Genomic DNA, 12,758 nt, shown 5'->3' on the forward strand with positions numbered 1-12,758 from the left:
CATTCGCATGAAGCTAGGATGGTCGCGACTCTCCCGCCAAGCCTGCGAGGTTTCATGCCCGGTCGACCAAATCCCACCACCGCCACGCGCGCCATCATCGCCAAGCTGGCGCAGCCACCACGGGTCGAGAGCCTCGGCCCGATCGGCGGGCGCTTCGTCCATGCGCTGCGGCTCATCGCCTTGCACGAGCGCCTGCAGCGTGATCCGGTGCCGGAACTGGCGGTCAGGCTTGGCGGGGTGGAGATCGCGGCCAAGGCGCTGATCCTCGCGCAGGCGATCTCCGCCACTTGGCCCGAGAACATCCACGTCTCGCGCTTCTGCTGCCGGTTGCTCAGCCATGACGAAACCACCATCGGGATGTTCGTCGACGCCGCTGCCCGCGGCGACCGCCTTGGCTTCGAGGGCGCACTTGGCGGCCTGATCCGCGCCGACCGGATGCCGCGCTTGTGGGAGGGCGCTCTGGCGCTGGCGGCGGCGGAATTGCGCGCTGTGTGAACCCTTGCGGGGCGTTGCGGCGCGCTCTACCGCGCATCCATGACCACCACCCGTTTCGCCCCTTCGCCCACGGGCCGGCTCCATGTCGGCAATATCCGCACCGCGCTTCACAACTGGATGCTGGCGCGGCAGGCGGGCGGCAGTTTCATCTTGCGGATCGATGACACCGATGCCGAGCGCAGCCGTGAGGACTATGTCGAAGCGATCCGCGCCGACCTCACCTGGCTGGGTCTCACTTGGGACCGCGAGGAGCGACAGTCTGCGCGGCTCGACCGCTACGAGGCGGCGTTTGACGCGCTCAAGGCGGCAGGGCGCATCTACCCCTGCTACGAAAGCGCGCAGGAGCTCGAGATCAAGCGCAAGATCGCGCTCGGGCGCGGCCTGCCGCCGATCTACGACCGCGCCGCGCTCAAGCTGACCGACGCAGAGCGCGCCGCGAAGGAGGCCGAAGGCACCGCGCCGCACTGGCGGTTCCTGCTCGATCATGACGAGCCGATCGCGTGGGAGGACGGCATTCGCGGCGCGCAGAAATTCGATCCGGGGCAGCTCTCCGATCCCGTCATTCGCCGCGCCGATGGGTCGTGGCTCTATATGATGCCGAGCGCCGTAGACGACATCGACATGGGCGTGACGCAGGTGCTGCGCGGCGAGGATCATGTATCGAACACAGCTGTTCAGATTCAGATCTTTACCGCACTTTATACTGCACAATTCGCTGCAGCAAAACCGCTGCCCGGCTTCGCCCACGAAGCGCTGCTGGTGGGCAAGGAAGGCAAGCTGTCGAAGCGCCTCGGGTCGCTCGGCTGCGATGCCTTTCGGGAGCGCGGGATCGAGCCCGAAGCGATCATCGCCCTGCTGTCGCGGCTCGGCACTTCGCAACCGGTCGAGCCGATCGCCGATCGCGCGGCGCTGACCGCCAGCTTCGACCTGTCGACCTTCGGCCGCGCACCTGCGAAGTTCGACGAGGAGGATCTCGAACGGCTCAACGCCGGGATCGTCCACCAGCTGCCCTTCGAGGCGGTCGCGGCACGGCTGCCGGAGGGCATGGATGCCGCCGGTTGGCACGCGGTGCGCCCCAACTTGGCCCATGTGGGCGAAGCGGCGGACTGGTGGCGGCTGGTGACCGGCCCGATCACGCAGCCGGAGTTTGCGCCCGAGGACAAGGCGTTCCTGGCCGAGGCCGCGCGGCTGCTGGCGTGGGGCGACGACCCGTGGGGAGCGCTGACTTCGGCGCTCAAGGAGGCGACGGGCCGCAAGGGCAAGCCGCTGTTTCTGCCGCTACGTCAGGCGCTGACCGGCATGGATCACGGCCCCGACATGGGCGAGTTGCTCCCGCTGATCGGCGAGGCCGAGGCGCGCGCAAGGCTTACCCGCGCCGCCGCCTGACCGCTCAGGCCCAGCCCGCCTCGCGCGCATCGCGGTCGATGCGAATGGCGGGGCGGTCGTGCCCGGACGGGGGACGGTGGATGAAGCCGGGGGTCTCGGGATTCTCCCAATCGCCCGGTGTCATCTCCGCGCCATCGAGCGTGAGCCATTGCCCGTCTTCGGGGAACTGCGCGAAAGCGGCGACGTTCGCCGCGCGTTCCGCCGAAAGCGCCGCGACATGATCCTCCAGCGCCGTGTCGCGCCCCTCCCAGTCGATCGGCATGTCCTGACAATAGGCATTGTTGTTGCCGCCCTGCGTGCGCCCGAATTCGTCGCCCGCGGTCAGCATGATCGTGCCGGTCGAGGCGAACAGCGTGCCCAGCAGCGCGCGCAGATCGGCGGCGCGGCGGGCGAGGACTTCGGGGTCGTCGGTCGGCCCTTCGACCCCGTTGTTCCACGAATTGTTGTCGCCGTGCCCGTCGCGGTTGTCCTCACCATTGGCCTCGTTGTGACGCTCTTCGTAGGCGACCGTATCGGCGAGGGTAAAGCCGTCATGCGCGGCGAGGAAATTGACGCTGCGGCAGTCGCGCCCGAACAGGTCGGATGACCCGGCGATCCGCGTGGCGAGCGCGGCGACACCGGCGTCCCCGCGCCAGAATTGCCGGACATCGTCGCGGAAGCGGTCGTTCCATTCGAGCCAGTTTTGCGGGAAATGGCCGAGCTGGTAGCCGCCCGGGCCGATGTCCCACGGCTCGGCGATCATCACCCGGTCGTGGAGCCATTCGTCGTCTGCGATCGCGGCAAAGATCGGCGCCTCGGGATCGAAGCCGGGGCTGCGCGCCATGATCGGGGCGAGATCGAAGCGGAACCCGTCGATCCCGCAGCGCGCGACAAAATGCCGCATCGTGTCGAGCGCCAGCTCGCGCACCCATTCCTGCCCGAAATCGACGGTGTTGCCGCAACCGGAATCGTTGAGCATCACGCCGTCTTCGCTGCGCGCATAGGCACTGTCGTCCAGCCCGCGCAGGCAGATCACATTGCCGCCCGCATCGCCTTCGCCGGTGTGATTGAAGACGAGGTCGAGCAGCACGCCGATGCCGGCCTCGTGCAGCGCCTCGACGGTCTTGCGCAATTCCCGCACGCCGCCCGGACACAGGCCGGGATCGAGCGCCATCGGGGCGACCGGGTTGTAGCCCCAGTGGTTGGCAAGACCGAGGGGGCCGAGATGCGGCTCGTCCATCCAGGCGATGACCGGCATGAACTCCACAGCGCTCACGCCGATCTTCCGGAGATGTGCGATCACCGCCGGATGCGCCATCGCCGCAATCGTGCCGCGCTGGTCGGCGGGCACATCGGGATGGTTCAGCGTGAAACCGCGCACGTTGACTTCGTAGATCAGCCCGCCGCGATCGAAGACCGGTGGCTGCTTGGGAAAACCGTCATATTCGCGCATCACGATGGCGCGTGGCACCAGGTGGCCGGTTTCGGCACCATATTCGGTGAGCGCCTTGTCGGCCTTGAACCGGCGGTCCAGCTGGGTTGCGTGGGGATCAACCAGCAGCTTGGCCTCGTCGAACCACAGTCCCTTTTCGGGCGCCCACTCGCCGCGCGCGCGGTAGCCGTAGCGCTGGCCAGCCATGTCCTCGGGAAGCTCGAGGACCCAGTGCGCGCCGTCTTCGTCGCGGGTCATGTCGTGACGGGTTTCGTTGCCGTCCGCGTCAAACAGGCAGAGCATCAGCGCATCCGCACGCGGAGCGCGCACGCGGAAACGGGTGGAGCCCTCGCTGACGATCGCGCCGAGATCGGCGCTCACGTCACCACATCCGGTGCGGTGCGGCCCGTGTGCGCGGCGATGCCGGCGATGGCCTCGGCGGCGGCGATCAGGTCGGCGAGCATCGCGGGCGTCTCTTCCGTCAGCCGCCCGTCCGGCCCCTCGTAGCGTTCGAGATAGACCCGCAAGGTCGCGCCTTCCGTGCCGGTGCCCGACAGGCGGAACACGATCCGCGATCCGCAGGCGAACATCACCCGTACGCCCTGATTGCGGCTCACCGAGCCGTCGACCGGATCGGTATAGGCGAACTGGTCGGCAGCGCTGACGGTCAGCGCGCCGAAGCTCTGGCCCGGCAGGCCCGCCAGCGAGGCTTCCAGCGCCGCCATCAGCGCATTCGCCCTGTCGGTCGCGATCGCCTCGTAATCGTGGCGGGCGTAGTAGTTGCGCCCGAACCGCGCCCAGTGCTCTCTCGCCAGCTCTGCCACCGGTTTGCCAGTGACGGCGAGGATGTTGAGCCACAGCAGCACCGCCCACAGCCCGTCCTTCTCGCGCACGTGATCGCTGCCGGTGCCCGCGCTTTCCTCGCCGCAGATCGTCGCCAGCTGCGCATCGAGCAGCGTGCCGAAGAACTTCCACCCCGTCGGCGTCTCCCACAGCGGGATGCCCAGCGCTTCGGCCACCCGGTCGGCCGCTGCGCTGGTGGGCATCGAGCGGGCGATGCCCTTCAGCCCCCCGGCATAGGCAGGCGCGAGGTGGGCATTGGCGGCCAGCATCGCCAGCGAATCCGAAGGCGTGACGAAGACCCCCTTGCCGATGATGAGATTGCGATCCCCGTCCCCGTCCGACGCCGCGCCCAGCGCGGGCGCATCGTCCGACATCATCAGGTCGTAGAGCACCCGGGCATGGACGAGGTTGGGATCGGGATGGTGCCCGCCGAAATCCTCGAGCGGAGTGCCGTTGCGCACCGTGCCCTCGCGAAAGCCGAGGCGGCGTTCGAGGATGTCGTGTGCATAGGGGCCGGTCACCGCGTGCATCGCGTCGAAAGCCATCGACAGGCCATTTTGCACCGCCGCGCGGATCGCGTCGAAATCGAACAGCTCTTCCATCAGATCGGCATAGTCGGCGACGGGGTCGATCACTTCGACCACCATCTCGCCCACTTGGCTCGTGCCGATGCGGTCGAGATCGACGTGGCCCTCGATCATCATCCAGCGGTCGATGGTCTGCGTGCGAGCATAGATCGCCTCGGTCACCGCTTCGGGCGCGGGGCCGCTATTGGCGATGTTGTACTTGATTCCGAAATCCTCGTCCGGCCCGCCGGGGTTGTGGCTGGCCGACAGGATCAGCCCGCCGCTCGCACCATATTTGCGGATCACGTGGGAGGCCGCGGGGGTCGAGAGTATGCCGCCTTGGCCCACCAGCACGCGGGCATAGCCATTGGCCGCCGCCATCTCGATCGCGCGCGCGATCACGGTGCGGTTGTGGAACCGCCCGTCGCCGCCGATCACCAGCGTGGAACCTGCCGGGCGCTCGACCACGTCGAAGACCGACTGGATGAAGTTCTCGGCATAGTTCGGTTGCTGGAACACCCGCACCTTCTTGCGCAGGCCCGATGTGCCGGGCTTCTGGCCGTCGAAGGGCGTGGTGGAGACGGTCTGGATCATGCCTGTTCCTCGATCAGCTGGCGGTAGAGCGCCGCATAGGCCGCGCCGCTGGCGCCCCATGAAAAGTCGGCCTTCATCCCGTTTTTCTGAAGCCGCTTCCATTCTGCCGGATGGTGGTAGAGTTCCACCGCGCGGCTCACCGCCATGGCGAGCGCGTTGTGGCTGACGGCGTTCATCTGGATGCCGGTCGCCACCCCTGCGGCCAGCGCGGCGGGGTTGGCGTCGATCACCGTGTCGGCGAGGCCTCCGGTGCGCGCCACAACGGGGACGCAGCCATAGGCGAGGCCGTAAAGCTGGGTCAGGCCGCAGGGCTCGAAGCGGCTCGGTATAAGGATCGCATCGCCGCCTGCCTGCAAGCGGTGCGAGAGCGCCTCGTCATAGCCGATCCGCACGCCGATCCGCCCCGGATGGCGCGCGGCGGCGGCGAGGAAGGCCTGCTCGATCTCGCTTTCGCCCGACCCCAGTAGTGCCAGCCGCGCGCCGATCCCGGCGAGGTGGTCCAGCACTCCGGCGAGCACGTCCATCCCCTTCTGCCACGTCAGCCGGGTGACGACCACGAACAGCGGCCCGTCGCCGCGATCGAGACTGAATTCCTTCTCGATCGCGCGCTTGTTCTTCCGCCGTGCGGCGAGAGTTGCTGCGGTGAAATTGGCCACCAGATGCGGGTCGGTCGCCGGGTTCCACTCGGCGGTGTCGATCCCGTTGAGGATGCCGTGCACGCGGTTGGAGCGGGCGAGGACGATCCCCTCCAGCCCCATGCCGAATTCGACGCTGCGGATCTCGCCTGCATAGGTCGGGCTGACCGTGGTGATCGCGTCGGCCAGCTGCATCCCGGCCTTGAGAAAACCGACCCCGCCGTAGCTTTCGACCCCGTCCACGGTCCATGCCGAGGGCGGCAGGCCCAGCTTGGGGAACACCTCTGCGGGGTAATAGCCCTGAAACGCCATGTTGTGGATCGTCATTACGCTCGGCACGGCCCGCCCGCCCTTCAGCGGCGCGAGGCGCAGGTAGGCGGGGACGAGGCCCGCCTGCCAGTCGTGCGCGTGGACGAGATCGAAATCGTGTCCCTTCAGCGCGCCCCCCGCGATGTCGGCGGCGGCGCGGGCGAAGGCGGCAAAGCGGTGCCAGTTGTCATCCCAATCGCGGCCCGAGGGATCGGCATAGGGCCCGCCCTCGCGCGCGAACAGGGCAGGGGCATCGAGTACCAGCAGCGGGTGATCGCCCAGCTTGCCCGCCAGCAGCCGCGCCGGGGTGCCAAGCAGCGCATCCCACTTATGAACCGCCTGCGGCTTCTTTCCGAGCTTTGCCAGCACCGCCGGATAGCCGGGGACGAAGGTCGTCACCGCCACCCCCTGCGCCGCCAGCGCCGCCGGCAATGCGCCCGCCACATCGGCAAGCCCGCCGGTCTTGACCAGCCCCGCCGCCTCGGATGCGACCGACAGGACTTTCATGCTCACAGCTTCAGCTTCGCCATCATGTCGCGGGTGACGAGCACCACGCCTTTCTCCGACACCCGGAAACGGCGCGCGTCGAGTTCGGGGTCTTCACCGATCACGAGCCCTTCGGGGATGCGCACGCCGGAGTCGATGATCACCCGGCTGAGCCGCGCCCCGCGCCCGATGTTGCAATAGGGCAGGATCACCGCCTCCTTGACGTTGGAATAGGAACCGATCTTCACGCCCGTGAACAGCAGGCTGCGGCGCACTTCGGAGCCGGAGATGATGCAGTCGCCCGACACCAGCGAGGAAACCGCAAACCCGCGCCGCCCATCCTCGTCATGCACGAACTTGGCGGGTGCGGCGACGACAGCGTCGGTCCAGATCGGCCAGTCGCGATCATAGAGGTTCAGCTTGGGCACCGTGTCGGTGAGGTCGAGGTTCGCCTCGAAATAGGCATCCAGCGTGCCGACATCGCGCCAATATTCCTCGATCTCCTCCGCCGCGCGGATGCAGGAATTGGTGAAGCGGTGCGCCACCGCTTTGCCGTGCTTGACGATGTAGGGGATGATGTCTCCGCCGAAATCGCGCTTCGAATTCGGGTCGTCGGCGTCGCGCAGCAGCTGCTCGAACAGGAAATCGGTGTTGAAGACGTAGATCCCCATCGAAGCGAGCGCCATGCCCTCGTCGCCGGGAATGCCGGGCGGGTCCTTGGGCTTTTCGACGAAGGCGGTGATCGTGTCCTCGGCATCGACATGCATCACGCCGAAGCCGGTCGCCTCCATGCGCGGCACGACGAGGCAGCCGACCGTGACGTCTGCTCCCGAATTGACGTGCTGTTGCAGCATCAATTCGTAATCCATCTTGTAGATGTGGTCGCCCGCGAGGATCACCATATATTTGGGCGCGTGGGCGGCGATGATGTCCATGTTCTGGAACACCGCATCGGCCGTGCCTTCGTACCACTGGTTTTCCGACACGCGCTGGCTGGCGGGGAGGATGTCGAAGCTCTCGTTGCGCTCGGGCCGCAGGAAGGTCCAGGCGCGCTGCATGTGGCGGATCAGCGAGTGCGCCTTGTATTGTGTCGCCACCCCGATGCGGCGGATGCCGGAGTTGATCGCGTTGGACAGCGCGAAGTCGATGATGCGCGACTTGCCGCCGAAATAGACCGCGGGCTTGGCGCGCCGGTCGGTCAGTTCCATCAACCGGCTGCCGCGCCCGCCCGCCAGCACATAGGCCATCGCGTCACGCGCCAGCGGCCTCCCAGACGTCCTCTCGATCATCCCATTCTCTCCCCAGAGTGTTTTGCGTTCTTATCCGGTGAATTGCAGCATTATCGTGGCGAGCGGCGGCAGCACGATGCGGGCTGCGCCGTCCGTGGCGGTCACCTGCCCCATGTTGCCCTTGCCGCTTCCGCCATAGGTTTCGGCATCGGAATTGAGCACTTCGGCCCATGTTCCATCATTGGGCAAGGGCAGGCGATAATCGGTGTGAAAAGCGGGGGTCATGTTGGCGATCACCGCCACCGGCGCCTCGCCCGGCGCTTTCCTCAGCCATGCGAAGACCGAATTGTCGGCATCGTCGGCGATCAGCCATTCGAAGCCCTCGCCCTCGCAATCGCGGGCGTGGAGCGCGGGGGTTTCGCGGTAGAGGCGGTTGAGATCGCGAATCAGATCGGCGACGCCGCGGTGCGCGGGCGCGTCCAGCAGCTCCCAGTCGAGGCTGCGCTCCTCGCTCCATTCGCGGCGCTGGGCGAATTCCTGGCCCATGAACAGCAGCTTCTTGCCGGGATAGCCCCACATCATGGCGTAGTAAGCGCGCAGGTTGGCGAATTGCTGCCAGTCGTCGCCGCTCATCTTGCCGAGGATCGTGCCCTTGCCGTGGACCACCTCGTCATGGCTCAGCGGCAGGACGAAGTTTTCCGAGAAGGCATAGACGAGGCCGAAGGTGATCTCGTTGTGGTGGTATTTCCGGTGGATCGGATCACGCGCCATGTATTGCAGCGTGTCGTGCATGAAGCCCATGTTCCACTTGAACCCGAAGCCCAGCGCGGTGCGCGGGCCTTCGTCAAAGGCGGGCTGGGAGACGCCGGGCCATGAGGTCGATTCCTCGGCGATGGTCATCACGCCTTGGTGCTGGCCATAGAGCGCGCGGTTGGTGGCGCGCATGAATTCGACCGCCTCCCAGTTCTCGCGCCCGCCCTCGGCATTGGGGATCCACTCGCCCGCCTTGCGTGAATAGTCGCGGTAGAGCATCGAGGCGACGGCATCCACGCGCAGCCCGTCGACGTGGTATTTTTCGGCCCAGAACAGCGCGTTGTTGACGAGGAAGCTGCGCACCTCCTGGCGCCCGAAATTGTAGATCGCGGTGTTCCAGTCCGGGTGGAAACCGAGGCGCGGGTCTTCGTGTTCGTAGAGCGCGGTGCCGTCGAAGCGGGCGAGGCCGTGTTCGTCGACGGGGAAGTGCGCGGGCACCCAGTCGATCAGCACGCCGATCCCCGCCCGGTGCGCGCCGTCGACGAAACGGGCGAAGCCCTCGACATCGCCGAACCGGGCCGAGGGGGCGTAGAGCCCGGTGGTCTGGTAGCCCCAGCTCGGGTCGTAGGGGTGTTCGGAGACCGGCAGGAACTCGATGTGGGTAAAGCCCAATTCAAGCACATAGGGGATCAGCCGCGCGGCCAATTCGTCCCAGGTCAGGAACCAGCCATTGTCGTCGCGCTGCCAAGACCCGGGGTGGACTTCGTAGATTGCAATGGCCTCGCGTCGGGGATCGACGCTGGCCCAATGCGCGCGGTGGGCATCGTCCCCCCATTCGCGCTTGCCGGGCTTTGCGACGATGCTCGCGGTTTTTGGGCGCAATTCGCTGGCGAAGGCGAAGGGATCGGCCTTGAGCGGCTGCACCGTGCCGTCAGGGCCGGTGATGCGATACTTGTAGGCTGCGCCCTCGCCGATGTCGGGGATGAAGATTTCCCATACCCCGATGTCGACCCGGCGGCGCATCATGTGTGCGGCGGGGTTCCAGCCGTTGAAATCGCCGACGAGGTTTACGCTGCGCGCATTGGGTGCCCAGACCGCGAAGTGCACGCCGCTCGCGCCCTCGTGCTCGATCACGTGCGCGCCAAGCTTGTCGAACAGGCGGAAATGCGTGCCCTCGGCAATCAGGAAATCGTCCATCGGGCCGAGCACCGGGCCGAAGCTGTAGGGGTCCGTCACCCACCACTCCGCCCCGTTCCCCCGGCAGCGATATTTGACCGGCTTGGGCTTGCCGCGCAGCTTGCCTTCGAACAGCGGGCCATCCACCCGCGTCATCTTCCCGAGCCTGCCGCCCTTCAGCGAAAAGGCCTCGGCCTCCTCGGCCCCGTGCAGGATCGCGCGAGCGAAGGTGCCCTCCGGCCCTTCGTGCGGCCCCAGCAGCGCAAAGGGATCGGCATGGGTGCCGTCCAGCAGCGCGGCGAGGGCCTCTGGCGGTGGTTTCACTTCACACCCCAGATTTCGCGGGCATATTCGCCGATCGTGCGGTCGGAGGAGAACCAGCCGACATTGGCAATGTTCATGATTGCCGATGTGCGCCACGCCGCCCGGTTCTCCCACCGCGCATCGACTTCGCGCTGGGCGGCGGCATAGGCGTCGAAGTCGGCGGCGACCATGAACCAGTCGGAGTTGTAGAGCGCGTCCATCAATCCCTTGTAGCGCGCGGGCTCGTCAGGGCTGAACACTCCGTTGGCGATGGAATTGACCGCCTGCGCCAACTCGCGCGAGCCTTCGATCACCGCACGCGGGTTGTAGCCATCGGCGCGCTGGGCGGCGACTTCCTCGGCGGTCAGGCCGAAGATCACGATGTTCTCGCGGCCCACGTGCTCCATGATCTCGATATTGGCCCCGTCCAAGGTGCCGATCGTCAGCGCGCCATTGAAGGCGAACTTCATGTTGCCTGTCCCCGACGCTTCCATCCCGGCGGTCGAGATCTGTTCGGAAAGGTCGGCCGCCGGAATGATCTTCTCGGCAAGGCTGACATTGTAATTCGGGACGAACACCACCTTGAGCAGCTCGCCCACGCTGGGGTCCGAATTGATCCGCCGGGCGATGTCGTTGGCGAGTTTGATGATGAGCTTGGCGTTGTGATAGGTCGGCGCGGCCTTGCCGCCGAAGATCTTCACCCGCGGCACCCAGTCACGCTCGGGGTGGCTGCGGATCTGGTCGTAGAGCGCGACCGTCTCGATCAGGTTTAGCAGCTGGCGCTTGTATTCGTGGATGCGCTTGATCTGCACGTCGAACAGCGCATCGGGATCGAGCCTGAGGCCGGTGAGCTCGCGCAGATGGTTCGACAGATCGACCTTGTTGGCGCGCTTCACCTCGTCCACCCGTTCGCCCAACGGCCCGTCGTCCGCCATCGCCGACAGCGCGGAAAGCTGCTCGGCATCGGCGAGGAAACCGTCGCCGATCGCCTCGCGGATCAGCCCGGTCAGCCGCGGGTTCGACTGGTGCAGCCAGCGGCGCGGGGTGACGCCGTTGGTCTTGTTGTTGATCCGGTCGGGGTAGAGCCGGTGGAGATCGGCGAACACGGTCTGCTTCATCAGATCGGTGTGCAGCGCCGCCACGCCGTTGACCGAATGCGCGCCGACGAAGGCGAGGTTCGCCATCCGCACGCGGCGTTCGCCATGCTCGTCGATCAGCGAGATCGCGGCGATGGCGGCGTCGTCCAGCCCGGCCTTCCTCGCCTCGCGCAGCACCTTGGCGTTGATCGCATAGACGATCTGCATGTGGCGCGGCAGCAGGCGTTCGAACAGCGGCAGCGGCCAGCTTTCGAGCGCTTCGGGCAGCAGGGTATGGTTGGTGTAGGCGATGGTGCGGCGGGTGATGTCCCACGCCTCATCGAAGGCAAGGCCATGCTCGTCTTTCAGCAACCGCATCAGTTCCGCCACCGCGACCGAGGGGTGCGTGTCGTTCAGCTGGATCGCCGCCTTGTCGGGCAGAGTGCGGATGTCGCCGTGATACTGGACGTGGCGGCGCACAATGTCCTGAATGCTGGCGCTGGAGAAGAAGAACTCCTGCCGCAGCCGCAATTCCTGCCCCGCCGGGGTGGAATCGGCGGGGTAGAGCACCCGCACCAGACTGTCCGCGCGCACCTGCGCGGCGAGCGCCCCGGCGTGATCGCCCGCGTTGAAGGCGGCGAGCTGGATCGGATCGAGCGCGGCGGCGTTCCACAGCCTCAGCGTGTTGACCCGCTTGCCCTGCCAGCCGACCACCGGGGTATCGAAGGCGGTCGCCTCGATTGTCTCCGCCGGGCTCCAGCGGATCACCCCGCCATCGCTGGTCACCTCGCCGCCGAAGCCGACCAGATAGGCGCTTTCCCGCCGCTCGAACTCCCAGGGGTTGCCGTGCGCAAGCCAGGTTTCGGGGAGCTCCACCTGCCAGCCCTCGTCGATGCGCTGGCGGAACATGCCGTTGATGTAGCGGATGCCGTAGCCGAAGGCGGGGATGTCGAGGCTGGCGAGGCTTTCCATGAAGCACGCCGCCAGCCGGCCGAGCCCGCCATTGCCGAGCGCGGCGTCGGGCTCCAGCTCTTCCAGCCGGGCGAGGTCGAGCCCGTGTTCGCGCAGCGCCTGCTCCATCGCGCGGGTGCAGCCCATGTTCGATAGCGCATCGCGCAGCAGCCGCCCGATCAGGAATTCGAGGCTGAGGTAATAGACCCGCTTGGCCCCGTCCTCATGCGCGCGGCTGGTGGAGGCGAACCAGTTGTCGATGATCTCGTCGCGCAGCGCGAGCACCGTGGCATTGTACCAGTCGTGCGGCTTGGCGGCACGCTCGGTCTTGCCGACGCGGTGGCGCAGCGCGCGCAGGATACCGGCATCGAGCCGGGCTGACTTGCTGTCCGGGCTGTTGGTCACGCGGTTCATTCCCCCTGTTGCGCGTTCGGCCGGTCGCTTTGCGACCCTGTCCGCGGATTCACCTCGCCCAAGGCGGTTGCCTCGCGGTCACACTAATCAGGTGTGTCGCCGCGCAGCAATCAAAGATGTGCTGCAACAGT

At 66.9% G+C, this 12,758-nt stretch carries 8 protein-coding genes; 2 read left to right on the forward strand and 6 right to left on the reverse strand.

All coding sequences use genetic code 11. The annotated features are described in order from the left end of the window. Positions 1-54: 54 nt before the first annotated feature. Together E2E27_RS04430 and gltX are read left to right on the forward strand one after the other, a co-directional pair. Complete coding sequence (locus E2E27_RS04430) at positions 55-495, forward strand: DNA-directed RNA polymerase subunit beta' (RefSeq protein ID WP_141457876.1); 441 nt, start codon at positions 55-57, stop codon at positions 493-495. A 39-nt stretch (positions 496-534) separates the two neighbouring features. Continuing rightward, the gene (gltX, locus tag E2E27_RS04435) at positions 535-1,881 is read left to right on the forward strand and encodes a glutamate--tRNA ligase (protein ID WP_141457877.1); all 1,347 of its coding nucleotides are present in this window, start codon (positions 535-537) and stop codon (positions 1,879-1,881) included. A gap of 4 nt (positions 1,882-1,885) precedes the next feature. On the opposite strand, the gene glgX is transcribed toward gltX, so the two are convergent. The 6 genes from glgX to E2E27_RS04465 are packed head-to-tail and all read right to left on the reverse strand — an operon-like array spanning position 1,886 to position 12,627. Next, positions 1,886-3,673: a glycogen debranching protein GlgX gene (gene glgX / locus E2E27_RS04440; RefSeq protein WP_141457878.1), complete on the reverse strand. Its 1,788-nt coding sequence runs from the start codon at positions 3,671-3,673 to the stop codon at positions 1,886-1,888. Further along, positions 3,670-5,295: an alpha-D-glucose phosphate-specific phosphoglucomutase gene (locus E2E27_RS04445; protein ID WP_141457879.1), complete on the reverse strand. Its 1,626-nt coding sequence runs from the start codon at positions 5,293-5,295 to the stop codon at positions 3,670-3,672. Before E2E27_RS04445 ends, glgX begins: the two co-directional genes overlap by 4 nt. Further along, positions 5,292-6,752, reverse strand: a complete 1,461-nt coding sequence (gene glgA / locus E2E27_RS04450; protein WP_141457880.1) for a glycogen synthase GlgA — start codon at positions 6,750-6,752, stop codon at positions 5,292-5,294. The genes E2E27_RS04445 and glgA overlap by 4 nt, the downstream gene beginning before the upstream one ends. Then, positions 6,749-8,014, reverse strand: a complete 1,266-nt coding sequence (gene glgC, locus E2E27_RS04455) for a glucose-1-phosphate adenylyltransferase (RefSeq protein WP_141457881.1) — start codon at positions 8,012-8,014, stop codon at positions 6,749-6,751. Before glgC ends, glgA begins: the two co-directional genes overlap by 4 nt. Positions 8,015-8,044: 30 nt before the next feature. After that, positions 8,045-10,207 carry a 1,4-alpha-glucan branching protein GlgB gene (gene glgB, locus E2E27_RS04460; protein WP_141457882.1) on the reverse strand — a complete coding sequence of 721 codons (2,163 nt, stop codon included), beginning with the start codon at positions 10,205-10,207 and terminating at the stop codon, positions 8,045-8,047. Then, positions 10,204-12,627, reverse strand: a complete 2,424-nt coding sequence (locus tag E2E27_RS04465; protein ID WP_141457883.1) for a glycogen/starch/alpha-glucan phosphorylase — start codon at positions 12,625-12,627, stop codon at positions 10,204-10,206. Before E2E27_RS04465 ends, glgB begins: the two co-directional genes overlap by 4 nt. Positions 12,628-12,758: the final 131 nt, after the last annotated feature.

It is taken from the genome of Porphyrobacter sp. YT40 (genome assembly GCF_006542605.1).
In the GTDB taxonomy this organism is placed as follows: domain Bacteria; phylum Pseudomonadota; class Alphaproteobacteria; order Sphingomonadales; family Sphingomonadaceae; genus Erythrobacter.